Source organism: Conexibacter sp. CPCC 206217 (genome assembly GCF_030646165.1).
Lineage (GTDB): Bacteria > Actinomycetota > Thermoleophilia > Solirubrobacterales > Solirubrobacteraceae > Conexibacter.
On record NZ_JAUTDO010000006.1, the window covers coordinates 110,643 to 136,570 of the forward strand.

Here is a 25,928-nt window from a genome sequence, read left to right on the forward strand (position 1 = left end):
GGCAGGGCGACGCTAGCCGCCCCGCGGCGCCGGCGGGAGCGGCCGGGGGCGCGCGGCTTGTACCTCTCGACAACGCCGGCCGCGTCCGCGCACCGGGCCCGCCGGCCGAGCGTCGTAGCCTCTGCCGCACGGCGTCCGATGGCGGCGGCGTGCGCTGCGCGCATGCGCCTTCGCCTCGCGTCGCTCCGCACACCACCAGAGGAGCAGCGATGAGCAGCGAGCAGCAGTCGGGCGGGCCGCTGGAGGGCATCCGCGTGGTCGACCTCACGCACGCGCTGGCGGGTCCGTTCGCGACGATGCTGCTGGCCGACCTCGGCGCCGACGTGATCAAGGTCGAGCCGCCGCACGGCGACGTCACCCGCACGCTCGGGCCGTACGCCGACGAGGACGAGCTGCGCGCGTTCGGCGGCTACTTCAACAGCGTCAACCGCGGCAAGCGCGGGATCGTGATCGACCTCAAGACAGCGGAGGGCGTCGAGGAGCTGCTCGCGCTCGTGCGCGGCGCCGACGCGCTGGTGGAGAACTTCACCGTCGGCGTGATGGACCGCCTCGGCCTCTCCTACGAGCGGCTGCGCGCGGAGAACCCGCGCCTGGTCTACGCCTCCACGCGCGGCTTCGGCGACCCGCGCGGCGGCGAGAGCCCGTACGCGCACCGACCGTCGATGGACCTCGTCGCACAGGCGATGGGCGGGGTGCTCGGCATCACCGGCACCGTCGACGGCACGCCGATCAAGGTCGGCCCGGGCGTCGGCGACATCTTTCCCGGCACGCTGACGACCGTCGGCGTGCTCGCCGCGATCGTGCGTGCGCGCGCGACGGGGGAGGGGCAGTACGTCGACGTCGCGATGTACGACGCCGTCCTGTCGCTGTGCGAGCGGATCGTCTACCAGTACTCCTACCGCGGCGAGGTGCCGGTCCCGCAGGGCAACGGCCACCCGATGTGGAGCCCGTTCGACGTCGTCAGAGCGAAGGACGGCTGGGTCGTCGTGTGCGCACCGACGCCGCCGCGCTGGAGACGCCTGTGCACGATCATGGGCCAGCCGGAGCTGATCGACGACCCGCGCTTCAGAACGATCGTGGAGCGCGTCGAGCACCGCGACGAGGTGAAGGCGCTGCTGACGGCCTGGACGTCGGTGCGCACGAAGAGAGAGGTCGTCGACGAGCTCGGCGACCTCGTGCCGGCGGCGCCGGTCAACACCGTCGTCGACATCTTCGAGGACCCGCACGTGCGGGCGCGCGACATGCTCGTCGAGATCGACCACCCCGGCATGGACCGCACGGTCACCGTCGCGGGTCAGCCGATCAAGTTCAGCGAGACGCCGGCGGGCGTGCACGGCCGCGCGCCGCTGCTGGACGAGCACGGCGACGAGATTCGCGCCGAGCTGGCCGCGGAGGCGGCCGCCGCAGCCTCCTCCGAGGCCGCCTCGAACGGGTCGGTTGGGGAGGTCGACAAGCCTCGCACGGCACCCGCCTGACGGCGAAACGGTCGTCGCCTAGCGTCCCTGTCGCGATGGATCTCGGCTTGACGACACAGGAGACGGCCTTCCGCGACGAGCTGCGGGAGTGGCTGCGACAGAACCCTCCCGGGGAGACTCCGGCGCAGGAGCGCGCCTCGTTCGAACACCGGCGCGCGTGGGACCGGCGACTGCACTCCGGCGGCTGGGCCGGCGTGCACTGGCCGGTCGAGTACGGCGGCCGCGGCGCGACGCTGATCGAGTCCGCGATCTACAACGAGGAGCTGGCGCGCGCCGAGGCGCCGCCGCCGGTCAACGTGATCGGCATCACGCTCGCGGGCCCGACGATCATGGCGCACGGCAGCGAGCTGCAGCGCGAGCGCTTCCTCGCGCCGATCTTGTCGGCCGAGGAGATCTGGTGCCAGGGTTTCTCCGAGCCCGGCGCCGGCTCCGACCTGGCGGCCGTCGCGACGCGCGCCGCGCAGGTCGACGGCGGCTGGCGGATCACCGGGCAGAAGGTCTGGACGAGCTTCGCGCACGACGCCAAGTGGTGCCTGCTGCTGGCGCGCAGCGATGCCGAGCAGCCGCGGCACAAGGGCCTGACGTACTTCCTGCTCGACATGGAGCAGGACGCGGTCCAGATCCGTCCGCTGCTGCAGATCACCGGTCAGGCGGAGTTCAACGAGGTCTTCCTGGAGGGCGCGTTCGTGCCCGACGAGCATGTTCTCGGCGGCGTCGGCGCCGGCTGGGCCGTCGCGATGACGACGCTCTCCAACGAGCGCTCCGGGCTCGTCTTCGGCAAGTCCTTCCAGGCGAAGATCCTGCTCGACCGTCTGACGGCGATCGCCGATCGGCGCGGCCTGCTCGACGACGCCGCGGTCGCGACCCGCCTCGGCGAGCTGCACATCCAGGTCGAGGCCGTGCGCCAGACGGCGTACCGCAACGTCACGAGCGAGATCCGCTACGGCAGACCCGGTCCCGAGGGATCGATCATCAAGTGGATCTGGTCGGAGACCGACCAGGCGGTGACCGAGGCGGCGGTCGAGCTGCTCGGCGGCGAGGCGCTCGCGCTCGACTCGCCGTGGGGGTTCGAGCTGCTGCGTTCGCGCGGCGACACGATCGAGAGCGGCACCACCGAGATCATCAAGAACATCGTCGCCGAGCGCGTGCTCGGCCTCCCGCGACTGCACTGAGGGACCATGCGATTCGCATTCGACGACGAGCAGGAGGAGATCAAGCGCTCCGCGCGCGACCTGCTCGCACGGCGCGCGCCGCTGGAGCGCGTGCGCGCGGCGGCACAGGAGCGCGCCTACGACGAGGCGCTGTGGCGCGAGATCGTCGAGCTGGGCTGGCCGGGCCTCGCGATCGGCGAGGCGCACGGCGGCGTCGGCCTCGGGCTCGTCGAGCTGGTCGCGGTGCTGGAGCAGGTCGGCTACGCGCTGACGCCCTCGCCGCTGGTGGCCGACGTCTGCGCCGCGCTCGTGATCGACCTCGCCGGCCGGGACGAGCAGCGCGCGCGCTGGCTGCCGGGGATCGCGAGCGGCGAGCAGACGGCGACGGTCGCGCGCGTGCGCGACGGCGTCGCCGCTGCTGTGCCCGACGCTGAGCGGGCGGCCGCGATCGTGCTCGTGGGCGACGACGGCAGCGCCCGCGTCGTGCCCGCGCAGGAGGCGCGAGTGGAGCCCTACGACGGGATCGACCTGACGCGCCGCTGGGCGCGCGTGCAGGTCGCCGCAGAGGCCGGCGAGCCGCTGGCCGGCGACGTCGCGGGCGGCCTGCAGCGGGCCGAGGTCGCGCTCGCCGCCGAGCTGACCGGCCTCGCGCAGCGCGCGCTCGACATGACCGTCGCGTACGTCAAGGAGCGCAAGCAGTTCGGCCGGCCGGTCGGCGCCTTCCAGGGCGTCTCGCACCGCTGCGCCGAGATGCTCGCGCTGACCGAGGCGGCGCGCTCGGCGACCTACTTCGCGGCCTGGGCCGCCGACGCCGACCGGGCGCAGCTGCCGGCGGCGTCCGCGATGGCGAAGGCGAGCGCGGCAAGCGCCGCGCGCAGGGTCGCCGCGATGGCGATCCAGGCGCACGGCGGCATCGGATTCACATGGGAGGCGGACGTGCATTGGATCTTCAAGCGCGCGCATGCGAGCGCGGCGCAGCTGGGCAGCGGCGACGAGCATCGTCGCAGCGTGGCGCGGCTCGCCGCGCAGCGGCTGCGCGACGCGGCGGCCCCGTCGCGGGTGACGGCATGAGCAGCGCGGCGCAGGGCGCCGAGGTGCGCTCGCTGACGCCCGGCGCCGAGTACTGGGAGCGTCTGCGCGGCGGCGCCGTGCCGTACCAGCGCTGCGAGACGTGCGGCGAGGCGGTCTTCTTCCCGCGCGTGCTGTGCCCCGCCTGCGGCTCGACGCAGCTGGCGTGGCGCGACAGCGGCGGACGCGGCACGGTCTACTCGGCGACGACCGTGCACCTGCGCGGCGTCGACCCGTACACGGTCGCGCTCGTCGACCTCGAGGAGGGGATTCGCGTGATGGTGCGGATCGACGACGCGACGCCCGACGAGCCGCCGATCGGGCGGGAGGTGCTCGTCGTCGCCGGCGAGCTCGACGGCGAGCCGGCGCTGCGCGCGGCGCTCGCGACGGAGGTGCACGATGGCTGACGGACTGCGCGGGCGGACCGCGATCGTGGGCATCGCCGAGTCCGATCTCGGGATCGTCGGCGAGGGCGTCGACGACCTCGACCTGATCGGCCAGGCGACGGTCGCGGCGCTCGCCGACGCGGGCCTGGAGAAGGCCGACGTCGACGGCATCTTCACCGCCTCGATCGGCTTCCCGCTGCCGGCGCTGAGCGTCGCCGAGTACCTCGGCGTGCGGCCGCGCTACCACGACACGACGATGACGGGCGGCAGCTCGTTCCTGTCGCACGCGCTGCACGCGGCGGCGGCGATCGACGCCGGCCTCTGCGAGGTCGCGCTGATCGCGTACGGCTCGACGCAGCGCTCGGGCGGCGGCGCGCTGAAGGGCGCCGGCCAGGTCTTCGCCTACGAGGACGTCTACGCGGCGCGGCGGCCGATCGGCATGTATGCGCTCGCCGCGGCGCGCCACATGCACCAGTACGGCACCACGCGCGAGCAGCTCGCCGAGGTCGCCGTCTCGGCGCGCGGCTGGGCGCAGCTGAACCCGCGCGCGTTCGCGCGCGACCCGCTGACGATCGAGGAGGTGCTGTCCGCGCGCACCGTCTGCTCGCCGCTGACGACGCGCGACTGCTGCCTCGTGACCGACGGCGGCGGGGCGGTGATCATGACGAGCGCCGAGCGCGCGAGGGAGCTGCGCCGCCCGCCGGTCTACCTGCTCGGCGCCGGCGAGGCGACCTGGAACCAGAACATCTCGCAGATGCCGGACCTGACCGTCACGTGCGCGCAGGACTCGGGCGCCCGCGCGTTCGAGATGGCCGGCCTGACGGCCGCGGACGTCGACGTCGTGCAGCTCTACGACGCGTTCACGATCAACCCGATCCTGTTCCTCGAGGACCTCGGCTTCTGCGCCAAGGGCGAGGGCGGCGCGTTCGTCGCAGGCGGCCGGATCGCGCCCGGCGGCGAGCTGCCGGTCAACACCAACGGCGGCGGGCTCTCCTACTGCCACCCCGGCATGTACGGGATCTTCACGCTGATCGAGTCGACGCGCCAGCTGCGCGGCGAGGCCGACGCGCGCCAGGTGCGCGGCGCGAACGTCGCGCTGGCGCACGGCAACGGCGACGTCCTGTCCAGCCAGGCGACCGCGATCCTCGGAACGGAGGCGACGTTGTGAGCACCACGAGCCGCACGAAGGTGACGCTGCTGCTGGCCGCCGGTCCCGCCGTCGGGGAGCTGCGCGAGCGGCTCGCCGGCGAGCGCGAGCTGCTGGCCGAGCGCGTGCCGCAGGGCGCGGTCGCGATCGCCGGGATCGGCGTCGACGACCGCGCGCCGAAGGCGGCGCTGACCGCTGAGGAGCGCGACGGCTACGACCAGGCCGGCTACGCGGGCGCGCTGTCGGTCGCCGGCCGCGCGGGCCTCGCCGACGAGCTGACGGCGGCGCTGGAGGGCGCCGCCGCGCGGCTCGGCGACGCGATCGACGCGCGCGCGTCGGTCGCCGTCGCCGGCACGGAGGAGACGTTCATCGCGGGCGACGGCCCGCTCGGCGGCCTCTTCGCGGTGCGCCGGCCGGCGGACAGAACGTTGCAGCAGATGCACGACTTCTGGCGGCTGGAGCACACGAAGCTGTCGATGCTGATCCCGGACTTCGTCTACCGCCAGTTCCACGGCGTCGACTACGCGAGCGAGCGCGCGGCCGCGGTCGCGGGCGTCGGCGGGCACGACGTCGACGGGATCGTCGAGTGGTTCTTCGACTCGCTGGCGTGGCAGGCGAGACTCGCCGAGCTGCCGCTGATGACCGAGCTGTACGTCGACGAGCGCAACTTCATCGACCACGAGCGCTCCCCGATCAGCTATGTCGAGTACCTCTGAGCCGGGGGCGGCGAAGGCCGCGGCGCCGGATGCATCGGCCGGCGACGAGCCGCTCGTGCTCTACGACGTCGCCGAGCGCGTCGCGACGGTCACGCTCAACCGTCCTTCGCGCCTGAACGCCTGGACCCCGCAGCTGGGGCTCGCCTACCACGACGCGCTCGCGCGGGCCGGCGCCGACCCGGGCGTGCGGGCGATCGTCGTGACCGGCGCCGGGCGCGGCTTCTGCGCCGGCGCGGACATGGGCGACCTGAACGAGATCTCGCCGGGCAACCACCCGGAGATCGTCGACGACCGCCGCCACACGTTCGTGCGCACGCTGCCGAAGCCCGTGATCGCCGCCGTCAACGGCGCGGCGGCCGGGATGGGGCTGATGCTCGCGGCGATGTGCGACGTGCGCATCGCCGCGGAGGGCGCGAAGCTGACGACCGCGTTCGCGCGGCGCGGGCTGATCGCCGAGCACGGCCTCGCGTGGCTGCTGACGCGGCTCGTCGGGCCGGCGGCGGCGCTCGACCTGCTGCTGTCGGCGCGCGTCGTGCTGGCCGAGGAGGCACTGCAGCTGGGGCTCGTCAACCGCGTCGTCGGCAGGGGCGAGGCGCTCGACGCCGCTTGGGCGTACGCGCGCGAGCTGGCGACCCACAGCTCGCCGGCGTCGATGGCGGTGATCAAGCGCCAGGTCCAGGACGACCTCGAACGCGGGCTCGACGCGGCCTACGCCGCCGCCGAGGAGGCGATGTACGCGTCGCTGGACCGGCCGGACCTGGCCGAGGGCGTCGCGAGCTTCACAGAGCGGCGCGCGCCCGACTTCCCGCCGCTGGGATGAGCGCGACCGAGCCCTCGGGTGCCGCGTCGGCGCCCTTCGACGAGGTCCTCGCCGTGCGCTACGGTACGCTGCTGACGCGCAGGAGCGCGCTCTACTACCGCTGGTCCGAGTACGGCGAGCCCGACGCCGAGGAGCGGATGGACTACTACTTCTGGCTGCTGCGGCGCGGCGAGCAGACGATCGTGGTCGACACCGGCTTCGGCGCGGCGGCCGGCGCGCGGCGCGGGCGCACGCTGCTGTGCGACACGGGGGAGGCGCTCGCGCGGCTCGGTGTCGACCCCGCGTCCGTGACGGAGCTGATCGTCACGCACCTGCACTACGACCACACCGGCAACCTCGGGCTGTTCCCGCGCGCGCAGCTGTTCGTCGACGCGCGCGAGCTGGAGTTCTGGAGCGGTCCGTACGCCGACCGGCCGTGCTTCGCCGGCTCGGCCGAGCGCGACGAGCTGGAGCAGGTCGCGGCGGCGCGCCGCGCGGGCCGCGTGACCGCGGTCGGCGCCGAGCAGGCGGTCGTGCCGGGCGTGACGGCGATCCGCGTCGGAGGTCACTCGCCCGGTCAGCAGATCCTGCGCGTCGCGACGCGCGCCGGCGACGTCGTGCTCGCGTCCGACGCGGCGCACTTCTACGAGGAGCTGACGCACGACCGTCCGTTCGACGTGTTCGCCGACCTCGAACGGTCATACGCCGCGCTCGCGCTGCTGCGGGGACTGCAGGACGACGGGCTGCCGGTCGTGGTCGGCCACGACCCCGCCGTGATGGAGCGCTTCCCGGCCGTGAGCCCCGCGCTGGCGGACCTCGCGGTGCGGATCGAGCGCGCGCGATGACCTTCGAACTCGGCCTGCACCTCTCCAACGCGCATCCGCAGGCGCGCGCCGCCGACGTCGTCGCGCTCGCGAGCGCCGCCGAGGAGGCGGGCTTCGACGCCGTCTGGGCGACCGAGCACGTCGTCGTCGGGCCCGACGCGGCGGCGGCGTACGGCCACGTCGTGCACCCGCTGCCGCTGCTGGCGTTCATCGCCGCGCGCACCCGCCGCGTCGCGCTCGGCACCTCCGTGCTGGTGGCACCGCTGCACGACCCGTTCCTGCTCGCCAAGCAGGCCGCCGACCTGCAGCAGCTGTCGGGCGGGCGTCTGCGGTTGGGGCTCGGCGTCGGCTGGCACGCCGACGAGTTCCGCTTCATGAACGTGCCGTTCGCGGGGCGCGGCCGGCGCACCGACGAGGCGATCGCGGTGATGCGCGCGCTGTGGGCCGGCACGCCGGACTTCCACGGAGCGCTGTGGCAGTTCGAGCAGGCGACGTTCGGGCCGCTGCCCGAGCCGCCGCCGCAGATCTGGATCGGCGGCGCCTCGCAGCGCGCCGCCGCGCGGGCGCTGGCGCTCGGCGCGACGTGGCACCCGATCCTGCTCGGCGCCGACGACGTGGCGCGGGCGAAGGCACGCTGGCCGCAGCTGCGGATCGTCCCGCGCGTCAGCGCGCCGGCGCCGCCGCAGCTCGTCGAGGCGGTCGGCGCGATGCGCGCCGCGGGCGCCGACGGCGTCGCCGCCGGGCTGACGGTCGCGCCCGCCGAGGCGCTGCGCGCGCTGGAGCAGCTCGCCGGCCAATTGTGAGTGCCTACAGCGCCGCGCCGGCCGCCGCCAGACGCGGCGACAGCAGACCGGAATGATGGACATGGGCAGTCAACGGAGGAGCATCGATGACGAAGCGTGGAAGGACGAGCTGGTGGCTGGCGGCCGTCGCGGCGGTGGGCGTGCTCGCCCTCGCCGGCTGCGGTGACAGCGAATCGACCGGCGGATCGGGCGGATCGGGCGGCGGCGGTGACGGCGCGTCGGTCGACGTCGGGACGCAGAAGATCTCGGTCTCGGGCCAGCCGAGAGTGGCGTACTTCGTCTACGGCAGCGGCAACGCGTACGGCGCGGCGGGCGTGGCGGCGGCGAAGGCCGCGGCGGCGAGAAACGACCTCGAGCTGACCGTCTACGACGGCGCGTTCGATCCGCAGAAGCAGTTCAATCAATTGCAGACCGCGGTGCAGTCGGGCAGATTCAACGCCTTCTCGCTCGGGCCGATCGACGCGAACCTCGTCTGCACGCTCGCCAGCAGACAGGCCCCGGCGAAGAAGATCGTCGTCGGCGTCGTCAACCAGCCGCTCTGCGGCCGCTACATCCAGCCGACCGATGCCGGCCTCTGGCAGCCCGGCACGCTCAACTACGCGTCCGGCTACTTCACGCGCAGACGGCTGCTGCAGTGGTTGCAGGCGGTCGCCGACAAGTACCCGGGCCCGCAGAAGGTCGGGCTGATCACCGGCCTCGCGGTCGACAGCCTCTCGAAGCTCGTCGACCTCGACGTGAAGGAGATCCAGAGAGACCATCCGGACTTCGACGTCGTCGGCGAGCTGCGCACCGACTACACGACGACGAAGGGCTACAGCGCCGCGCAGAACCTGCTGCAGTCCAACCCCGACCTGACGCTGATCGTCTCCGACTATTCCGACCTGACGGTCGGCGCGGCGAAGGCGATCGAGCAGGCGGGCAAGTCCGGCAGCGTCGCACTCGCCGACTTCGGCGGGTCCAGACAGGTCGCGGAGCTGGTCAGAAGAGGCGTCGTCGGCCTGACCGCGCCGACCTATCCGAAGACCGAGGTCGAGGACTCGATCGAGGCGCTCGTCGCCGCCTTCAGAGGCACGACGCCCGAGCGCGTCACGCTGCCGCCGTTCAAGGTCTACACGAGCGACGACATCGACCAGTACGAGCCGCAGTTCTGAGCGGACGGGCGGGGCGGCGGCCGGGCGGCCGCCGCCGCAGCGCTCAGACCCCCGCGATCGCCGCCGCGAAGTCGTCGTCGGCCAGCTCGTCGAGCCACGCGTGGCCGCCAAGCGAGATCGCGACGTGCGACATCCACGTGTCGGGCCCGGCGCCGTGCCAGTGCTCCTCGTCCGGGGCGAACCAGACGACGTCGCCCGGTCCGATCGTGTCGACCTCGCCCGCGCGCGTCCCGACGTAGCCGCGCCCGTGCGTCACGAACAGCAGCTGCCCGCGGTCGTGGCGGTGCCAATGCGTGCGCGCGCCCGGCGGGAACATGACCGTGTTGACCGTGACGCCGTCGATCCCGGCGATCACCGGGTCGGAGCTGACCGCGCCGGTGAAGGTCGCGTCGCGCACCTCCGACGGCGCGCCGGGCTCGTGCCCGCGTGTGAGCTTCATGCTGCCTCTCTCTCGTCGTGGAGCCGGACGCCGCCGGCGAGGTCGCCGATGCCGTCGACGATGCGGTTGGAGATCTTGTCCCCGTATCCCATCGCGTTCGTCAGCTCGAACGCCGCGAGGCAGCCGGGACCGGTGAAGGTGGGCACGTTCGCATGCGCGACGTGCTCGAGGTAGAGCCGCACGTCCTTCGCCATCAGGCGCCCGGTCAGGCCGCCTTCGAGGTAGTCGCCTCTGACGATGCTGGGGAAGCGGTTGAGCGTCGCGAAGTTGACGCCCGAGCTGGAGTTGAACACGTCGAGCAGGCGCTCGAGGTCGAGGCCGGCCTTGCGGCCGGCGACCATCACCTCGGCGGTCGCCGCGAGCGCGATCCCGTTGAGGAAGTTGTTCAGCACCTTCGCGACGTGTCCGGTCCCGGGGCCGCCCATGTGGACGACCTTCGCGGAGAAGCGCTCCAGCAGCGGCCGCACGCGCTCCAGCGCGATTGCGTCGCCGCCGGCCATGATCGTCAGCGAGCCCTGCTCGGCGGCCTTCGCGCCGCCGGAGATGCCGGCGTCGAGCAGTTGCACGCCGCGCTCTGCCAGCGCGGCGTGCAGGCGCACGGTCGACTCCGGCGCGGCGGTCGAGAGGTCGACCACCACCTGGCCGGCGCGCGCGTGCGCGAGCACGCCGTCGTCGCCCAGCACGACCGGCTCGATCACGCTGCTGTCGGGCAGCGACAGCAGCACGACGTCGACCGCCTCCACGAGCGCGCCGAGCGACGCGGCCGGCTCCATCCCGCAGTCGGCGAGCGTCCGCGCGTCGCGGTCGTAGGCGACGATCGGGTCGCCCGCGGCCGCGACGCGGCGGCCCATGCGGCCGCCCATGTTGCCCGCGCCGACGATGCCCGCGCGTACCGGATCGGATCCCATCCGATCTCCTCTCTCTCAGTCTGCGAACCAGTCGGCCGGCGCGTCCTGCAGGTCGACGAAGACGGACTTCGTCTGCGTGTAGTGCTCCATCACCTGCAGGCCGTGCTCGCGGCCATAGCCGGACTGCTTGTAGCCGCCGAACGGCATCAGCCAGTTCCAGAGGCGGTAGTTGTTGATCCAGACGGTCCCCGCCTGCAGCCGGTGCGCGACGCGGTGCGCGCGTCTGACGTCCTGCGTCCAGACGGCGGCGGCGAGCCCGTACGGGCTGTCGTTGGCAAGCCGGATCGCCTCCTCCTCGTCGGAGAACTCGATCACGACGGTGACCGGCCCGAAGATCTCCTCGCGCGCGACGCGCATGTCGTTGCGCACGCCGCCGAGCACGGTCGGGCGGAAGAACCAGCCGTCGCCCGCGTCGCTCGGCGGCGCGCCGCCGGTCAGCACGGCGGCGCCCTCGCCGGCGCCGATCTCGACGTAGGAGGCGATCTTCTCCAGCTGTCTCAGCGACGTCTGCGCGCCGACCTGCGAGCGCTCGCTGAACGGGTCGCCGACGCGGATGCGCGCGGCCCGCTCCGCCATCCGCGCCTCGAACTCCTCGCGCACGTCGCGCTGGACGAGCGTGCGCGAGGCGGCCATGCACGACTGCCCGGCGGCGGAGAAGATCCCGTAGGCGGAGCGGTGGACGGCGACGTCCAGGTCGGCGTCGGCGAAGACGATGTTGGGCGACTTGCCGCCCAGCTCGAACGTCGCCGGCTTGAGCGTCGCCGCGGCGCGCTCGGCGATCAGGCGGCCGGTCGCGGTCGAGCCGGTGAAGGCGATCTTGTCGACGCCGGGATGCTCGACGACCGCCGCGCCCGCGACCCCGCCGAGGCCCGGCACGACGTTGAAGACGCCGGGCGGCAGCTCCAGCTCCTCGATCATGCGCGCGAACACGAGCGCCGTGACGGGCGTCTCGTCGGCCGGCTTGAGCACGACCGCGTTGCCGCCGGCCAGCGCCGGTGCGAGCTTCCACGCGAGCATGTTGAGCGGCGAGTTCCACGGCACGATCGCGCCGACGACGCCGACGGGCTCGCGGCGGGTGTAGGTGAACTGCGGCCCGGTCGCGGGCATCGTGTGGCCGAGCGTCGTCTGGCAGACGCCGGCGAAGTACTCGAAGTAGCGCACGATCAGGTCCAGCTCGCCGCGCGTCTCGCGCAGCAGCTTGCCGTTGTCGCGCGACTCGATCCGCGCCAGCAGCTCGCGGTCGCGGTCGACGAGCGCGGCGATCCGCCACAGCACCCGCGCGCGGTCCATCGCGAGCACGCGGCTCCACGGGCCGTCGAGCGCCGCTCGGGCCGCGCGCACGGCGCGGTCGACGTCGGCCGCGCCCGCCGCCGCGACCGTCGCCCACGCGCGCCCGCTCGCCGGGTCGCACGTCTCGTACGTCGCGCCGTCGGCCGCGGGCGACCAGGCGCCGTCGACGTAGAGCGCGAGGGAGGGGAGCGCGGCGTTCACGTGGGCTGCGCCCGCCGGCCCGGTGCCTGCCGGCCGGGTGCCCGCCGGCCCGGTGCCTGCCGGGCCGGCGCCAACCGCGGCCGCGGCGAGCGCCTGCGCGTCGGGAGCCTGCGGGACGGGTCCGCCAGCCATCGCTCAGCGCTCCGTCGCGAGCGCGGACGGGGCGGCGTCGGCGAGCTGCGGCGGCGACGCGACGACGGCGCCGCCCCACGCCTCGATCATCCGCGTGAACGCGGTGCAGTCGGCGCCGTCGGGCTCCTGCGCGGCGGCGAGCCGCCACAGCTGGTCGACCATCCCGCCGAGCAGCATCGGGACCTCCTGGCGGCGGCCCTCCTCCAGGCACAGGCGCACGTCCTTGGCCATCAGCTCGAGCCGGAAGCCGTGCGCGAAGCGGCGCGTCAGCACCTGCTTGGGGAACTTGTCGAGCGCGGCGTTGTTGGAGCCGCTGCTGACGCCGACGACGTCGAGCAGGACGGCCGGGTCGAGCCCCGCCTTCGCGCCCAGCACGGTCGCCTCGGACGTGATCGCGATGCAGGCGGCGGAGACGAGGTTGTTGATGACCTTCGTCGTCTGCGCCTGGCCGGGTCGCGCGCCGACGTGGAAGATCGCCTTGCCGAGCGTCTCCAGCAGCGGGCGCACGCGTGCGACGGCGTCGTCGGCGCCGGCGACCATGAACGTGAGCGTGCCGGCGGCCGCGCCGGCGGGACCGCCGCTGACGGGCGCGTCGACGACGCCGATCCCGTTCGCCGCGAGCGCGTCGGCGACCTCCTCGGCCGTCTGCGGGCCGGTCGTCGAGACGTCGACGTAGGTGCGCGCGCCCGCGCTCGCACCGGCGCCCGCGCTCGCGATCCCGTCCGCGCCGAGTGCGACGGCGCGCACCGCGGCCGGGGAGGGGAGGCTGACGAAGACGATCTCGCTCGCGTCGGCGACCGCGCGCGGGCTGCTCGCCTGCTGCGCGCCGCGCGCGACGAGCGCGGCGACGGCGACGTCGTCGAGGTCGTGGACGACGAGCGTGTGCCCGGCATCGAGCAGCCGCCCCGCCATCGGCGTGCCCATCGCGCCGAGCCCGACGAAGCCGATCGCGGTGGGGGAGGCGCTCATGCCTGCGGTCTCCCGATGTCGTGCCCCGCCGCTTCCAGCACGCTCTCGGCCGCGCGGAACGCCTCCAGGCCGGCCGGCACGCCGCAGTAGATCGACGCCTGCAGCAGCACCTCCTGGATCTCCGTCGGCGTGACGCCGTTGGTGAGCGCGCCGCGGACGTGCAGCTCCAGCTCGTGGCGACGGTTGAGCGCCGTCAGCATCGCGAGGTTGAGCATGCTGCGCGTGCGGCGGTCAAGGCCGGGGCGCGACCACGAGGCGCCCCAGCAGTACTCCGTCACCAGCTCCTGCATCGGGCGCGAGAAGTCGCTCGTGCGCGCGAGCGAGCGGTCGACGTGCTCGGCGCCGAGCACCTCGCGGCGGACCGCGAGCCCGCGGTCCAGCAACGGCCTGTCTGACATCGGTGCGCTCCTCAGGTCGGGTCGGGACACCGCGCACGGCGGTGCCGTGCGTCGGGCCGAGCCGACGGTACCCCGCGGCGGCCGGCGGCCAAAGCGGCCGACGGCGCGCGCGTCGTGGAGATCCACATGAGCGCGCCGCGGACGGCTTGCATCGCCGCGCGCGACGAGGAGCCGCGGGGCGAGGAGCGGCGCGGGGCGGCGGCCGTCCTAGTGGACGACCGCCTCCTCCGCGGCGGGTGCGACCTCCGCGACTCTGTGCGCCTTGGGGCGCAGAGTCGCCACCGCGACCACGACGCCGACGGCGACGACGGCTGCGGCGATCGCGATCGCCAGGTGATAGCCGCTCAGCAGCGCGTCCGCGGTCGCGTGGCCGTCGGCCAGCTGCGTCTTGCTGTGGCTGGCGGCGATCGTGCCGAGCGCGGCGAGGCCGATCGCGGCCGAGATCTGCATCGAGACGTTGACGATGCCGGAGGCGAGGCCGGCGTCGCTTCTGGGGACCTCGGCCATCGCGAGCGTCAGCAGCGGCAGGAACGAGCTGCCGGCGCCGAAGCCCATCAGCAGGAAGGCGATCAGCGAGACCGGGAAGTAGGCGGCGTCGGCGCCCTGGGAGCCGAGCAGCAGCAGGCCGGCGATCATCGAGACGAGGCCGATCAACAGCGTGCGCAGCGCGCCGATCGATCTGACCATCCGCGCGGTCGTGCCGGTCGAGAGGAACGCGACGGTGACCGTCATCGGCAGGAACGCGAGGCCGGTTCTGACGGGCCCGTAGCCGTTGATGTTCTGCAGGTAGAGCGTGCCGAAGAAGAAGGACGAGTACATGCCCATCGCGACGAAGGCGCGCACGATGCTGGCGTCGATCAGCGAGCGCAGCTTGAGGATCCGCACCGGCATGATCGCGTTCTCCAAGCGCGACTCGAGCACGTAGAAGGCGATCAGCATCACGATCGCGAGCGCGCCGAGGCCGAGCGTGCGCGTCGAGGTCCAGCCGTGGTCGGCGGCACCGACGATCGCGTAGACGCCGACCATCAGCGCGACGGTGACGAGCGCGGCGCCGGTCACGTCGAGGCCTCTTCCGAAGCCCTGGCCGCGGTCGGTCGAGATCAGCGCGCGGCCGAGCATCAGCGCGGCGACGGCGATCGGCAGGTTGATGAAGAAGATCCAGTGCCAGGACAGCAGGTCGCTGACGACGCCGCCGACGAGCAGGCCGATCGAGCCGCCGGAGACGGCGACCAGCATGTAGAGGCCCATCGCTCTCGCGCGCTCGCGCGGGTTGGGGAACTCGGCGACGATGATCGCGAGCACGGCGGCCGCGGCGAGCGCGCCGCCGACGCCCTGGATCAGGCGGGCCGCGACGAGCAGCCCGGGGGAGTTGGCGAATCCGCACAGTGCCGAAGCGATCGCAAAGGCGGTCACGCCCCAGAGGAAGACGCGGCGGCGGCCGATCAGGTCGCCGAGCCGGCCGGCGACGAGGAGGAAGGAGCCGAAGGTGATCAGGTACGCGTTGACGACCCACGTGAGGTCGGATGCGCTGAAGCCGAGGTCGTCCTGGATCGCGGGCAGTGCGACGTTCACGACCGTGGCGTCGAGCACGGTCATCATGAAGGCAAGGAGAACGACGCCGAGCATCGCCCAGCGTCGTCGGTCATCAGTCAAATGGGCCATACGATCAAAGTAGCAGTGATCGTCCCGGTTTCGTGATGATCCTGTTAGGTGGTAGTGTGAACGCTGTAATGAGCGATACATCGAGCCCCGGAGCGATCGTCCTGCTGACGCGTCTCTCGCGCCTCGTCTACCGCAGCGCGACCGGCGACGTCCTCGGCATGCGGATGAAGCAGTTCATGACGCTCAACCAGTTGCGCGACCACGGTCCGCTGACGCAGCAGGCGCTCAGCGAGGTGATGTGCGTCGACGCCAACACGTGCGTGCTGCTGTTGAACGAGGCCGAGGCCGCCGGGCACGCGCGCCGCGTGCGCGACCCGCGCGACCGCCGCCGTCACATCGTCGAGATCACCGACGAGGGGCGCACCGCGCTGAAGCGCGCGGAGCGCGGGATGGAGAGCGTCGAGGACGAGATCCTCGGCGAGCTCGACGCCGCCGACCGCGCCACGCTGCGGACCCTGCTCGCCCGCGCGCTGGAGGACGAAGACGTCGCTCCGCGCGACGAGGTGCTCACGCAGGCGAGCTAGAGCGGCGCGCCGGCCGCCAAGGGACTCGGCCGCGTCACCAGATCGTTTCCAGTTGCGGCGGCGCCGAAGGTAAGGTGGCGCATTCCATCAAGCTGCCGTCGAGAGAGGTTCCTCAGATGACCGCGTCGCCGAACATCGTCCTCGTCCATGGTGCCTGGGCCGACGGCTCGAGCTGGAGCGCCGTCGTCGGACGCCTGCAGGCAGCCGGCTACAGCGTCACCGCGCCGCAGTTCCCGCTCACCTCGCTGGCCGCCGACATCGCGCGGCTGCGACTGGCGCTCGGTCGTCAGGACGGCCCGACGGTCGTCGCCGGCCACTCGTACGGCGGCCAGATCATGACCGCGCTCGGCACCGACGCGCCGAACGTCGCCGGCCTCGTCTACATCGCCGCGTTCGGCCTCGACGAGGGCGAGTCGATCGGCGGGCTGCTGCAGCAGGGACCGCCGACCCCGGCGCTGAGAAACCTCGACATCGACGCCGAGGGCTTCGCGTGGCTGCCGCAGGACGACTTCGTCAACCACTTCGCCGCCGACGTCGATCCGGCGCAGGCGAAGGTGATGCACGCCGTGCAGCAGCCGCTGCACACCTCCGCGCTCGCCGAGGTGATGGGCGCGCCGGCGTGGAAGTCGCTGCCGTCCTGGTACCTCGTCGCCGACGGCGACGAGGCGATCCCGCCCGACGCCGAGCGTCAGTTCGCTGCCCGCATGGGCGCCGACACGATCGAGGTCGCGAGCAACCACGTCGCGATGGTCTCGCACCCCGACGAGGTCGTCGAGCGGATCGTGACCGCCGCCACCGCGGTCGCCGCCGGGTAGCCGCGGCGACGGACTTCGCGCAGCGCTACGCCTGTGTCTGAAGCGGCGCCGTGAGCGCCCCGAGCTGATCCAGCGCCGCAAGCGCGAGACGAGCGAGCGGGCGCTCCTCGCCGTCGGCGATCCAGCGCTCGAAGGCGACGCGGAAGATCGCGATCGCGACCTCGGCCGTGAGGCGCGCGGCCGACGCGTCGAGCCGGCGTTCGTCGGGGGCGGTGGCCGACGTGTCGGGCCGGCGTTCGTCGGGGGCGGCGGCCGACCCGCCGAGGCCGCGCGCGGCGAGCGCTGCCGCGAGCGCGTCGACCAGCGCGGCCTGCTTGCTGAGGTCGCGCTCACGCAGCTCCGGCTGCTCGGCGATCACGCGTGCGAACTGGCGCAGCTCGTCGCGGCGCGGCTGCAGCTGCTCGCCCATCGCCGCCAGGCCAGCCGCGACCGCCGCGCGCGCCGGCTCCTCGTCCGGCAGCTCGGTGACGGCGCGTACCAGCTCGGCCTTCAGCGCATCCTGGTTGCCGAACAGGACCTCGCGCTTGTCGGGGAAGTGACGGAAGAACGTCCGCTCGGTGAGGCCGGCGCGGGCGGCGATCTGCGCGGTGGTCGTGCGCTCGAAGCCGTCCGCTTCGAACAGCGTCAGCGCGGCGGCGCGAAGTCGGCCACGCGCGTCTGGCTGCCAGCGGCTCATGCGGGCATCGTACCTCCTATGTCAGTCACTGTCATGCGAATGCTATGGTGATGTCTGTGACTGACATGAGGAGTGACATCACCGGCAAGGTCGTCGCGATCGCCGGCGCCAGCAGCGGGATCGGCGAGGCGACCGCGCTGCTGCTGGCCGCACGGGGCGCCCGGCTCGTGCTCGGCGCACGGCGCGTCGACCGTCTGGAGGCGCTGGTCGAGCGGATCGAGCGAGCCGGCGGCGAGGCCGTCTGCGCGGCCGTCGACGTGACCGAGCGGGAAGGCCCGAAGCGCCTCGTGGAGCTGGCGCAGACCCGCTTCGGCCGCCTCGACGTGCTCGTCAACAACGCCGGCGTGGCGCCGATCTCGCCGCTGGAGGAACTGCGCGCCGACGAATGGGAGCTGATGGTCGACGTCAACTTCAAGGGCGTGCTGAACGGGATCGCCGCCGCGCTGCCCGTCTTCCGCGCGCAGAGATCCGGCCACATCGTCAACACCTCCTCGACGGCGGCTCACCGGATCGTGCCCAACCAGTCGGTCTATGCCGCGACCAAGACGGCCGTGCGGGTGCTGTCGGAGGGGCTGCGCCAGGAGGCGAGAGACGGGCTGCGCGTGACGGTGATCTCACCGGGCTACACGCGGACCGAGTTGGGCGACGGCGTCACCAGCCCCGCGGTGAAGGCGCAGACCGGAGCCTCGATGGAGTCGCTTGCGATCTCCCCGGACGCGATCGCCCGCGCCATCGCCTTCGCGCTCGAGCAGCCCGCCGACGTCGAGGTCGGCGAGCTGATCGTGCGGCCGACGGCCCAGAGCTGAGTCACGCCCTCGTTGCATTTTGTTTGCAACTTGATCTCACGTCGTTCACAACATCGGTGATCTCGCTCCATAGCGTCCGGCGCTCGCCGGCAGTCGTGCTCGGCGACGTCCAACAGGAGCCCGATGATCGCCGTAACTGCCGCAGTTCCGCGACGCGCGAATCGGCGCGTCGTCCGCAACGCCGCGATTGGCCTCGCGACCGTCGCGACGACGCTTGCCGGCCTCGCCGCCTCGTCCGCGTCCGCGTCCGCCGCGCCGCTGACCGGTGTCGACCTGTCCACCTACGTGCGCGTAGGCCGCCACGACCTGCCGGAGCCGCTGCGCACCGCCGCGCCCTTCGGCAGCCTGCTGGCGCAGGAGGCCTCCGGGGTCACCTACGACTGGGACACCGACACGCTGTTCGTCGTCGGCGACGGCGGCACCTCGGTCGTGCAGGTGAGAAAGGACGGGACGTACGTCGACTCGATGACGCTGCCCTCCGGCGCCAGCGCGCAAGGCACGGAGTTCTACGACACCGAGGGCATCGCGTACGTCGGCGACGGCAGATTCGTGCTCGTCGAGGAGCGCTACCGGCAGGTCAACCTCTTCACCTACGTCGCGGGCGGCACGCTCGCGCGCGCCGACGTCAGAACGGTCAAGCTCGGCACGACGATCGACAACATCGGGATCGAGGGCATCACCAACGATCCGACCACGGGCGGGTTCATCGCCGTCAAGGAGAAGGACCCGAAGGGGATCTTCCAGACGGGGATCGACTTCACCACCGGGCTCGCCACCAACGGCTCGCCGACCACGGAGAACTCGGTCAACCTGTTCGACCCGGCGCTGCTGCCCGGCCTGTCGGACTTCTCCGACGTCTACGCGCTCTCGAACGTGAGAACGCTGAGCGGGCCTGACAGCAGCCACCTGCTGATGATCAGCCAGGAGTCCGGCAAGGTCGTCAACGTCGACCGCTCCGGCAACGTCTCCAGCACGCTGACGCTGACCGATCCCGGCAGCCCGCTGTCGATCCCGGACCAGACGCACGAAGGCGTCACGATGGATCCGGACGGCAACATCTACACCGTCAACGAGCAGGGCGGCGGCGACAACTCGCACCCGCAGCTGTGGGTCTTCGCGCCGTCGAGCGCGCCCAACGCGGCCCCGACCGCGGTGACGCTCGCCAACAAGGTCGACACGCTCGCCGAGAACACCAGCACGGTCGGCCGCCTCAAGGTCGCCGACGTGAACGTCGAGGACGACGGCCTCGGCACCAACAACCTCACGCTCACGGGCCCGGACGCGTCCGCGTTCGAGGTCGACAGCACGGGCCTCTACATCAAGGCCGGCACGACGCTCGACTACGAGACGAAGAGCAGCTACAGAGTCAGCGTCGTCGTCGACGACCCGAACGTCGGCACGACCCCTGACGCGACGAGCGACGAGTACACGCTGACGCTCACCGACATCGTCGACGAGACGCCGGTCACGCCGTCGGTGATCGTCTCCGAGGTGACGCCCTGGGGCAGCGGCGACTCCTCCTACGCGGCCGACTGGATCGAGCTGACGAACACCGGCTCCAGCGCCGTCGACCTGACCGGCTGGAAGATCGACGACTCCTCCAACTCGTTCTCCTCCGCCGTCGCGCTGACCGGCGTCAACAGCCTCGCGGCGGGCGAGTCCGCGGTCTTCCTCGAGGGCGACGCGACGACGATCAGCAGATTCAAGCTGTCGTGGTTCGGCGCGAGCGCGCCGAGCGGCCTCAAGGTTGGCACCTACAGCGGCTCCGGCATCGGCCTCAGCACCGACGGTGACGAGGTCAACGTCTTCAACGCGACCGGCACCCCGATCACGGGCGTCAGATTCGGCGTCCCGACGGTCGGCAAGACGTTCGACAACAGCGAGGGCATCGGCAGCACGATTCACCCGCTGCCGGCGATCTCCAGACTGAGCGTGGCCGGCGTCAACGGCGCCTTCGTCGCGGAGGGCCAGACCGGCTCGCCGGGGACGATCGCCTCCGAGCCGACGACGCCGCCGGTGACCGTCTCCGAGGTCGCGCCGTGGGGCAGCGACGCGCCGTACGGAGCGGACTGGATCGAGCTGACGAACAACGGCACCAGCGCGGTCGACCTGACGGGCTGGAAGATCGACGACAGCAGCAACGACTTCCCCGCCTCCGTCGCGCTGACCGGCGTGAGCAGCCTCGCGGCGGGCGAGTCGGCCGTCTTCCTCGAGGGTGACGCGACGAAGGCCGCGGCCTTCAAGACGTTCTGGTTCGGCTCCGACGTGCCGAGCGGCCTCCAGGTCGGCACCTACAGCGGTGGCGGCATCGGCCTCAGCGGCGGCGGCGACTCCGTCGTCGTCTTCGATCCGGCCGGGGACCGCGTGACCGCGGTCACCTTCGGCGCCTCGACGCCGAACGTCTCGTTCGACAACGCCGAGGGCGTCGGCGGCACGACGCAGCCGTTCCCGGCGATCACGAGACTGAGCGCGGCGGGCGTCAACGGCGCGTTCGTCGCCGGTGGCGCGACCGGTTCGCCCGGCACGATCGTGCAGTCGCCGGCGGAGCCCGAGCTGCCGCCGGTGACCGTCTCCGAGGTCGCGCCGTGGGGCAGCGACGAGTCGTACGGAGCGGATTGGATCGAGCTGACGAACACGGGTTCCAGCCCGGTCGATCTGACCGGCTGGAAGATCGACGACAACTCCAACCTGTTCAGCAGCGGCGTGGCGCTGACGGGCGTGAGCAGCCTCGCGGCCGGTCAGTCGGCCGTCTTCCTCGAGGGTGACGCGACGAAGGCCGCCGCGTTCAAGACGTTCTGGTTCGGCTCCGACGTGCCTGCCGGCCTGGCTGTCGGCACCTACAGCGGCAGCGGCATCGGCCTCGGCGGGGGCGGCGATTCCGTCAACGTCTTCAACGCGGCTGGCGACCGGGTCACGGGCGTCAGCTTCGGCGCTTCGACGCCGCGTGTCTCGTTCGACAACGCGGCGGGCGTCGGCGGCACGGAGTTGCCGCTGCCGGTGATCACGACAGTCAGCGTCGCGGGCGTCAACGGCGCGTTCGTGGCCGGTGGCGCGACGGGCTCTCCCGGCACGATCGTGCAACCGCTCGCGCCCGTCGCCACGTTCGACGTGCCGACGTTCGCGGATCAGGCGCAGGGAACGATCGGCGCCGGTCAGACGGTGACGGTCAGAAACACCGGTGACGCGCCGCTGAACGTGACGCGCGTGCGGATCAGAGACGCCGACGGGCTCTCGAAGGGCGACTTCCTGCTCGCCGACGAGAGCTGCACCGACGGCGCGATCGCGCCGGATGCGACGTGCGAGGTGCTGGTGCGGTTCGCCCCGGGCCGCGCGAACGTCACCTCCCACGCGACGCTGGTGCTGAGCGACGACACGCTCGCGGGCACGAGCACGGTCGCGCTGAACGCCACCAGCACGGGCCTGCCCAGAGGCGACGACGGCGACGACGGACCGACAGGACCGACGGGCCCCACCGGCCCGACGGGTCCGACCGGTCCGATCGGACCCGCTGGCCCGAGCGGCGCGGACGGTGCCGCCGGTCCGAAGGGCGACACGGGCGCTGCGGGTCCCAAGGGCGACACCGGCGCGCCGGGTGCCAAGGGCGACGCCGGGGTGGGCACGCCCGGGGCGAAGGGCGACACCGGCGAGCGGGGTCCCGCCGGCCCGAAGGGCGACAGAGGCGCGGCCGGCCGCGACGCGAAGGTCAGCTGCAGAATCGCGACGACGAGAGGCCGCCAGAAGGTGACGTGCTCGGTCACGCTCGTCAGAGGCGGCAGAGCGGCGAGACAGGCGAGAGGCGCGAGCGCGCGTCTGCTCCGCAACGGCCGCACCTACGCCAGCGGCCGTGTCGGCGCGCTGAAGACGACGCACCGCGTCAAGCGCGGCACGCGCTACACGCTGCGGGTGGCGGGGCTGTCGCTGAAGGTCCGGCTGGGCTAGGTCGACGATCGCGGCGGCCGTGCCCTCGCGCGGCCGCCGCATCGCTTCACCCTCCGGCGGTCGCGCCCCGCGCGGCCGCCTCCGCGCCGGGCCCGGGTACCTTCAGTGCAACGACGACGGAGGTTCGCATGACGACGAAGGCCGCCTTCAACGCAGAGGACTGGTCGGTGGTGACGACGGCGCCAGCGCTGACCGGACTGCTCGTGGTCGCCGCCGGGCGGGGCGGGACGATCAGAGAGACCGTCGCGATCTCGCGCGCGTACGCGGCGGCACGCGAGGCGCAGCCCGGCGAGTTGCTGCTCGAGGTGCTCGAGTCGCCGGCCTCGGCGGGACCGCCCGGCGGCGCACCGAGAGACGCGGAGGAGTTGCAGCGGATCGTGCTGAGGAGACTGCGCGAGGCGATCCGGATCCTCGACCTCGGCGCGACGCCGGAGGAGGTGGCGGAGTACAAGCGCTTCGTCTACGGCCTCGCGGAGGCGGTCGCCAACGCGCACAAGGAGGGCAGCTTCCTCGGCGTCGGCGGCACGCGCGTGAGCGAGAGAGAGCAGGCGATCCTCGATCGCGTCGCGGCGTTGTTCGACGAACCGCCGACGGTGCCGGAGACGGAGGCAGCGAGCGAGTCGTAGCGCCGCGGGCCGTCAGCCGCCGCGCGTGAGGAACGCCGCGACCGGGCGGTCGGCGTAAGCGAGGCGGGTCTCGCCGTCGTTGGCGTCGACGAACGCGCCGTAGTCGGTGAAGCCGAGGCGCTCGGCGACGCGGCGGGACGGGCCGTTGTGCTCGGCGACCCAGGCGATCACGGGGACGCCGGGGTCGATCTCGACGGCCGCGTCGCGGGCGGCGGTGGCCAGTTCGGTCGCGTAGCCGCGGCCCCACGCGCCGGTCGCGATCCGGTAGCTGAGGTTCCAGGCGCCGCTGGCATGGCGCTGCGCGCCGCCGATCCCGATCACGCGGCCGCCGTCGCGCTCGCGCACGGTCCAGTAGCTCATGCCCTCCGCCCAGCGCTCGGCCGCGCGTGCGACCCAGGCGCGCGTCTGCTCGACGTCGGCATGACACGCGGCCGGGTCGAACCACCACCCGTCCGGGTCGCTCATGATCGGATACAGCTCGTCGACGTCGGGCCCCGCTGCGGCCCGCAGATCGAGCCGCGCGGTGACGGCCGTACGCGGAAAGCTCACGCGTCCGATGGTAATGCGGGCAGCCGCGGCTCGGCGTCCGGCGCCGTCGTCCGCGACGCGCCGGCCGCAGCGACCGGCGTGCCGCGGAGCGCCGCTCGCTCAGACGAGTCTGAGCGAGCGTCTGACGACGGAGCGGTTGCCCGCCGCGTCACGCGCCTCGATCGCGAGCGTCGCCGTCACGTCCTTGCCTCTGAGCGCGCGGACCCGCAACTTGCCGGCCGCCGACAGTCTCACGGTGACGCTGTTGGCGCCGGGCTTCAGCGACTTCGTCGCTCTGCCGAGCGTCACGCGCTTCAGCTTGCGTCTCGCTCTTCTGCCTCTGCCGACCAGCGCCGGCACGCTCGCGCTGAGCGTGAACGTCGCGCGCGCGGCCTCGTCGGCGCTCAGCCCCAACGACAGCCCGCGGTTCAGCAGCTGTCTGTGCGTGCGCCGTCTCGGCAGCTCGATCGCGCTCAGGCGCGGCTTGGCGCCGTCTCTGGCGGCAGGCGGCGGTGCCGGTGTGTCGGTCGGCGGCGGCAGCTGTCTGTCGAGCGGCGGCGGGATGATGGTGCCCGGTCGTCTGTCATCGGGATCGGGATCGGGGTCGGGAGCCGCGGCCGGCGGCAGCTTCGTCACAGCGACGAGCGACGGCACCGGCGTCGAGGGATTCTGGCCCGTCGTCTTGTTGCCGTTGGGCCAGTACGAGGTGTAGGTCGAGAGGTCTCCGTAGACGCCTCTCGCGGCCGTTTCCTCGCCCGGGTGCTGAACGTTGACGAACAGCGTCTGCTCGTCGGGCGTGAAGTACGGGCCGGTTCCCTCCGACTCGGCCGGCATGTTCGCGAAGCGGAACGCGACACCGGCGTTCGGCCCCGAGCGCGGGATCATGAAGACCGCGTTGTTGAGGTGGTACTCGTACCACGTCTTTCTGCTGGCGGCACCGGACAGCGAACTGGACGAGATGTCGGTGACGACCCACAGGTTGCCGTGGTTGTCGAAGCAGAGGTTGTCGCAGCTGGAGAAGCCGCGCTCGCCAGCCGGCTTGTCGGTGCCGCGGTCGCCGCCGCCGGCGTAGTCGGTCCACGCGAATCTGTTGGACTCGCCGACCGCGGTCGGGTCGTCGCCGGCCTCGACGAGCTTGCGGATCGCGCCGTGCTGGTCCCTCACCGTCGAGTTGTTCGTGAACGAGACGTAGACGGTCCCGTCGCTGTCGACCTCGACGTCCTCGGGGCGGTTGGTCGCGAAGTGGGCGTTCCAGTCGCTGTCGCCGATCGCTCTTCTGATCAGGTTGTTGCAGTCCTCCAGTTCGCTGGTCAGCACCTCGCGCCAGAAGCCGGTCCCGCTCTGCGGCGTCGTCGGGATGCGATCGCCGTCGTTGGCGAACTCGCGGCGACCGTGGTCGAACGAGGCGATGTAGAGCGTTCCCTGCTCGAGGATCTTGAGGTTGTTGGAGCGCTGCCCCGGGAGGTACTGGCGTCTGGAGACGAACTTGTAGACGCCGGCGTTGGCGAGGTCGTCGCCCATGTAGAGCACGAAGGGCTTGCCGGCGACGGCGCGGAACGCGGTGTTCTCGTGCCGGAAGCGCCCGAGCGCCGTGTGCTTGCGCGGGGTCCACGACGGGTCGTAGGGATCGGTCTCGACGACCCAGCCGTACTTCGAGAGCTGGGTGTGGTCGTACTCGGCGTTCGTCGCGTCGGCGGCGAGGCCGTTCGCATTGGCCCAGCCGTACGTGACGGCGTAGTCCTGGAAGTTCTCCTCGCACGACAGCGCCGTGCCCCACGGCGTGATCCCGCCGGAGCAGTTCGCCAGCGAGCCTCTGGCGCTCGTGCCGATTCTCGCGGCGCCGGCGAGCGGTCCGGTGAACTCGCACGCGGGGTCGGTGCCGGTGATGCGGCGGTTGTACGGCGACGGCGTGACGACCTGCCACAGCCCTTCGGCGTCCTTGCGCACGTGGAGGACCGAGTTGCCGACCGAGTACTGCTCCAGCGCGATCTGCGGCGCCGTCTTCGTCGCCCCGTCCGTGTTGCCGTGCTGGAAGAACGGCGCCGGGTACTCGTGGTTGACGAACAGCAGGCCCTCGTCCGGCTTGCCTTCGAGCGGGAAGAAGGCGAGGAAGTCGTTGTTGTAGCCGAACCTCAGCTGCGTTCCATCGCTGTTGTCGAAACGATCGTCGTAACCGATCACGACGTGCGCACGGTAGCCCGCGGGGACTTCGAACGCGTCCGCGCTGGATGCGGCGAGCGCTCTGAAGTCGGCGAACGGCGTGGGCGCGCCGGATGCCATCGCGTCGCTGTCGCCGAGCAGATCGGCGATGCCCGGCAGGTCGAACAGCGCGCTCGCCGCGACCGTGCTGGCGCCGGCGGTCGCGACGCCGCGGATGAAGTGGCGGCGAGTCGTGCCTGCGGCCGCCTCGGAGGGGGTGGTGGGATCAGCCATGTGCGCACGGTATGGTTGCCGGTGATGGGACTCGTTATCGGAATGTGACGAGACTGGGTCCC

At 72.5% G+C, this 25,928-nt stretch carries 24 protein-coding genes; 15 read left to right on the forward strand and 9 right to left on the reverse strand.

Translation table 11 applies throughout. The annotated features are described in order from the left end of the window. Positions 1 to 209 precede the first annotated feature (209 nt). The 10 genes from Q7L65_RS17540 to Q7L65_RS17585 all read left to right on the forward strand — a co-directional run bounded on the left by Q7L65_RS17540 (position 210) and on the right by Q7L65_RS17585 (position 9,520). A complete protein-coding gene (locus tag Q7L65_RS17540) occupies positions 210 to 1,475 on the forward strand; it encodes a CaiB/BaiF CoA-transferase family protein (protein WP_304723032.1) in 1,266 nt (421 codons plus the stop codon). A 35-nt stretch (positions 1,476 to 1,510) separates the two neighbouring features. Next, positions 1,511 to 2,647 carry an acyl-CoA dehydrogenase family protein gene (locus Q7L65_RS17545; protein ID WP_304723033.1) on the forward strand — a complete coding sequence of 379 codons (1,137 nt, stop codon included), beginning with the start codon at positions 1,511 to 1,513 and terminating at the stop codon, positions 2,645 to 2,647. Positions 2,648 to 2,653: 6 nt separating this feature from the next. Next, positions 2,654 to 3,697, forward strand: a complete 1,044-nt coding sequence (locus tag Q7L65_RS17550; RefSeq protein WP_304723034.1) for an acyl-CoA dehydrogenase family protein — start codon at positions 2,654 to 2,656, stop codon at positions 3,695 to 3,697. After that, positions 3,694 to 4,101 (forward strand): Zn-ribbon domain-containing OB-fold protein, encoded by a 408-nt coding sequence (locus tag Q7L65_RS17555; protein WP_304723036.1) that lies wholly within the window; start codon positions 3,694 to 3,696, stop codon positions 4,099 to 4,101. The genes Q7L65_RS17550 and Q7L65_RS17555 overlap by 4 nt, the downstream gene beginning before the upstream one ends. Continuing rightward, the gene (locus tag Q7L65_RS17560) at positions 4,094 to 5,248 is read left to right on the forward strand and encodes an acetyl-CoA acetyltransferase (RefSeq protein ID WP_304723037.1); all 1,155 of its coding nucleotides are present in this window, start codon (positions 4,094 to 4,096) and stop codon (positions 5,246 to 5,248) included. The genes Q7L65_RS17555 and Q7L65_RS17560 overlap by 8 nt, the downstream gene beginning before the upstream one ends. Further along, positions 5,245 to 5,943, forward strand: a complete 699-nt coding sequence (locus Q7L65_RS17565; RefSeq protein WP_304723039.1) for an EthD domain-containing protein — start codon at positions 5,245 to 5,247, stop codon at positions 5,941 to 5,943. Before Q7L65_RS17560 ends, Q7L65_RS17565 begins: the two co-directional genes overlap by 4 nt. Further along, complete coding sequence (locus tag Q7L65_RS17570; RefSeq protein WP_304723040.1) at positions 5,927 to 6,763, forward strand: enoyl-CoA hydratase-related protein; 837 nt, start codon at positions 5,927 to 5,929, stop codon at positions 6,761 to 6,763. Before Q7L65_RS17565 ends, Q7L65_RS17570 begins: the two co-directional genes overlap by 17 nt. Beyond that, positions 6,760 to 7,587: an N-acyl homoserine lactonase family protein gene (locus Q7L65_RS17575; protein WP_304723042.1), complete on the forward strand. Its 828-nt coding sequence runs from the start codon at positions 6,760 to 6,762 to the stop codon at positions 7,585 to 7,587. Before Q7L65_RS17570 ends, Q7L65_RS17575 begins: the two co-directional genes overlap by 4 nt. Beyond that, positions 7,584 to 8,369: a TIGR03619 family F420-dependent LLM class oxidoreductase gene (locus tag Q7L65_RS17580; RefSeq protein ID WP_304723044.1), complete on the forward strand. Its 786-nt coding sequence runs from the start codon at positions 7,584 to 7,586 to the stop codon at positions 8,367 to 8,369. The genes Q7L65_RS17575 and Q7L65_RS17580 overlap by 4 nt, the downstream gene beginning before the upstream one ends. An 86-nt stretch (positions 8,370 to 8,455) precedes the next feature. Beyond that, positions 8,456 to 9,520 (forward strand): sugar ABC transporter substrate-binding protein, encoded by a 1,065-nt coding sequence (locus Q7L65_RS17585; protein ID WP_304723046.1) that lies wholly within the window; start codon positions 8,456 to 8,458, stop codon positions 9,518 to 9,520. A 43-nt stretch (positions 9,521 to 9,563) separates the two neighbouring features. On the opposite strand, the gene Q7L65_RS17590 is transcribed toward Q7L65_RS17585, so the two are convergent. The 6 genes from Q7L65_RS17590 to Q7L65_RS17615 form a co-directional block, all read right to left on the reverse strand. Continuing rightward, entirely contained in the window at positions 9,564 to 9,959 is a 396-nt protein-coding gene (locus Q7L65_RS17590; RefSeq protein ID WP_304723048.1) for a cupin domain-containing protein, read from the reverse strand. After that, positions 9,956 to 10,867, reverse strand: a complete 912-nt coding sequence (locus tag Q7L65_RS17595; protein ID WP_304723049.1) for an NAD(P)-dependent oxidoreductase — start codon at positions 10,865 to 10,867, stop codon at positions 9,956 to 9,958. The genes Q7L65_RS17590 and Q7L65_RS17595 overlap by 4 nt, the downstream gene beginning before the upstream one ends. A 15-nt stretch (positions 10,868 to 10,882) precedes the next feature. Next, the gene (locus tag Q7L65_RS17600) at positions 10,883 to 12,490 is read right to left on the reverse strand and encodes an aldehyde dehydrogenase (protein WP_304723050.1); all 1,608 of its coding nucleotides are present in this window, start codon (positions 12,488 to 12,490) and stop codon (positions 10,883 to 10,885) included. Between the two features lie 3 nt (positions 12,491 to 12,493). Beyond that, positions 12,494 to 13,459: an NAD(P)-dependent oxidoreductase gene (locus Q7L65_RS17605; protein WP_304723051.1), complete on the reverse strand. Its 966-nt coding sequence runs from the start codon at positions 13,457 to 13,459 to the stop codon at positions 12,494 to 12,496. After that, positions 13,456 to 13,857 carry a carboxymuconolactone decarboxylase family protein gene (locus Q7L65_RS17610; RefSeq protein WP_304723052.1) on the reverse strand — a complete coding sequence of 134 codons (402 nt, stop codon included), beginning with the start codon at positions 13,855 to 13,857 and terminating at the stop codon, positions 13,456 to 13,458. Before Q7L65_RS17610 ends, Q7L65_RS17605 begins: the two co-directional genes overlap by 4 nt. A 207-nt stretch (positions 13,858 to 14,064) precedes the next feature. Continuing rightward, the gene (locus Q7L65_RS17615) at positions 14,065 to 15,456 is read right to left on the reverse strand and encodes an MFS transporter (protein ID WP_370552583.1); all 1,392 of its coding nucleotides are present in this window, start codon (positions 15,454 to 15,456) and stop codon (positions 14,065 to 14,067) included. A 131-nt stretch (positions 15,457 to 15,587) separates the two neighbouring features. On the opposite strand from Q7L65_RS17615, the gene Q7L65_RS17620 reads away from it, so the two are divergent. Further along, the gene (locus Q7L65_RS17620) at positions 15,588 to 16,043 is read left to right on the forward strand and encodes a MarR family winged helix-turn-helix transcriptional regulator (protein ID WP_304723055.1); all 456 of its coding nucleotides are present in this window, start codon (positions 15,588 to 15,590) and stop codon (positions 16,041 to 16,043) included. 116 nt (positions 16,044 to 16,159) lie between these two features. Next, positions 16,160 to 16,858, forward strand: a complete 699-nt coding sequence (locus tag Q7L65_RS17625) for an alpha/beta fold hydrolase (protein WP_304723056.1) — start codon at positions 16,160 to 16,162, stop codon at positions 16,856 to 16,858. 25 nt (positions 16,859 to 16,883) lie between these two features. On the opposite strand, the gene Q7L65_RS17630 is transcribed toward Q7L65_RS17625, so the two are convergent. Continuing rightward, a complete protein-coding gene (locus Q7L65_RS17630) occupies positions 16,884 to 17,534 on the reverse strand; it encodes a TetR/AcrR family transcriptional regulator (protein ID WP_304723058.1) in 651 nt (216 codons plus the stop codon). Positions 17,535 to 17,584: 50 nt separating this feature from the next. Between Q7L65_RS17630 and Q7L65_RS17635 the strand changes: the two genes are divergently transcribed. From Q7L65_RS17635 to Q7L65_RS17645, 3 genes are all read left to right on the forward strand, one after another. Next, entirely contained in the window at positions 17,585 to 18,340 is a 756-nt protein-coding gene (locus Q7L65_RS17635; RefSeq protein ID WP_304723060.1) for an SDR family oxidoreductase, read from the forward strand. Between the two features lie 123 nt (positions 18,341 to 18,463). Beyond that, a complete protein-coding gene (locus Q7L65_RS17640; RefSeq protein WP_304723062.1) occupies positions 18,464 to 22,279 on the forward strand; it encodes a lamin tail domain-containing protein in 3,816 nt (1,271 codons plus the stop codon). 128 nt (positions 22,280 to 22,407) lie between these two features. Next, positions 22,408 to 22,905: a hypothetical protein gene (locus Q7L65_RS17645; protein WP_304723064.1), complete on the forward strand. Its 498-nt coding sequence runs from the start codon at positions 22,408 to 22,410 to the stop codon at positions 22,903 to 22,905. A gap of 12 nt (positions 22,906 to 22,917) precedes the next feature. On the opposite strand, the gene Q7L65_RS17650 is transcribed toward Q7L65_RS17645, so the two are convergent. Continuing rightward, positions 22,918 to 23,454 (reverse strand): GNAT family N-acetyltransferase, encoded by a 537-nt coding sequence (locus Q7L65_RS17650; RefSeq protein WP_304723065.1) that lies wholly within the window; start codon positions 23,452 to 23,454, stop codon positions 22,918 to 22,920. 99 nt (positions 23,455 to 23,553) lie between these two features. After that, positions 23,554 to 25,866: a PhoX family phosphatase gene (locus Q7L65_RS17655; protein ID WP_304723067.1), complete on the reverse strand. Its 2,313-nt coding sequence runs from the start codon at positions 25,864 to 25,866 to the stop codon at positions 23,554 to 23,556. Positions 25,867 to 25,928: the final 62 nt, after the last annotated feature.

Coding starts and splice junctions, on each gene's coding strand:
- Q7L65_RS17610 (WP_304723052.1), bottom strand. CDS start 13,857: ATGTCAGACAGGCCGTTGCTGGACCGCGGGCTCGCGGTCCGCCGCGAG.
- Q7L65_RS17640 (WP_304723062.1), top strand. CDS start 18,464: ATGATCGCCGTAACTGCCGCAGTTCCGCGACGCGCGAATCGGCGCGTC.
- Q7L65_RS17555 (WP_304723036.1), top strand. CDS start 3,694: ATGAGCAGCGCGGCGCAGGGCGCCGAGGTGCGCTCGCTGACGCCCGGC.
- Q7L65_RS17585 (WP_304723046.1), top strand. CDS start 8,456: ATGACGAAGCGTGGAAGGACGAGCTGGTGGCTGGCGGCCGTCGCGGCG.
- Q7L65_RS17645 (WP_304723064.1), top strand. CDS start 22,408: ATGACGACGAAGGCCGCCTTCAACGCAGAGGACTGGTCGGTGGTGACG.
- Q7L65_RS17545 (WP_304723033.1), top strand. CDS start 1,511: ATGGATCTCGGCTTGACGACACAGGAGACGGCCTTCCGCGACGAGCTG.
- Q7L65_RS17605 (WP_304723051.1), bottom strand. CDS start 13,459: ATGAGCGCCTCCCCCACCGCGATCGGCTTCGTCGGGCTCGGCGCGATG.
- Q7L65_RS17625 (WP_304723056.1), top strand. CDS start 16,160: ATGACCGCGTCGCCGAACATCGTCCTCGTCCATGGTGCCTGGGCCGAC.
- Q7L65_RS17600 (WP_304723050.1), bottom strand. CDS start 12,490: ATGGCTGGCGGACCCGTCCCGCAGGCTCCCGACGCGCAGGCGCTCGCC.
- Q7L65_RS17615 (WP_370552583.1), bottom strand. CDS start 15,456: ATGATGACCGTGCTCGACGCCACGGTCGTGAACGTCGCACTGCCCGCG.
- Q7L65_RS17595 (WP_304723049.1), bottom strand. CDS start 10,867: ATGGGATCCGATCCGGTACGCGCGGGCATCGTCGGCGCGGGCAACATG.
- Q7L65_RS17635 (WP_304723060.1), top strand. CDS start 17,585: ATGTCTGTGACTGACATGAGGAGTGACATCACCGGCAAGGTCGTCGCG.
- Q7L65_RS17560 (WP_304723037.1), top strand. CDS start 4,094: ATGGCTGACGGACTGCGCGGGCGGACCGCGATCGTGGGCATCGCCGAG.
- Q7L65_RS17655 (WP_304723067.1), bottom strand. CDS start 25,866: ATGGCTGATCCCACCACCCCCTCCGAGGCGGCCGCAGGCACGACTCGC.
- Q7L65_RS17540 (WP_304723032.1), top strand. CDS start 210: ATGAGCAGCGAGCAGCAGTCGGGCGGGCCGCTGGAGGGCATCCGCGTG.
- Q7L65_RS17620 (WP_304723055.1), top strand. CDS start 15,588: ATGAGCGATACATCGAGCCCCGGAGCGATCGTCCTGCTGACGCGTCTC.
- Q7L65_RS17630 (WP_304723058.1), bottom strand. CDS start 17,534: ATGAGCCGCTGGCAGCCAGACGCGCGTGGCCGACTTCGCGCCGCCGCG.
- Q7L65_RS17570 (WP_304723040.1), top strand. CDS start 5,927: ATGTCGAGTACCTCTGAGCCGGGGGCGGCGAAGGCCGCGGCGCCGGAT.
- Q7L65_RS17550 (WP_304723034.1), top strand. CDS start 2,654: ATGCGATTCGCATTCGACGACGAGCAGGAGGAGATCAAGCGCTCCGCG.
- Q7L65_RS17575 (WP_304723042.1), top strand. CDS start 6,760: ATGAGCGCGACCGAGCCCTCGGGTGCCGCGTCGGCGCCCTTCGACGAG.
- Q7L65_RS17590 (WP_304723048.1), bottom strand. CDS start 9,959: ATGAAGCTCACACGCGGGCACGAGCCCGGCGCGCCGTCGGAGGTGCGC.
- Q7L65_RS17580 (WP_304723044.1), top strand. CDS start 7,584: ATGACCTTCGAACTCGGCCTGCACCTCTCCAACGCGCATCCGCAGGCG.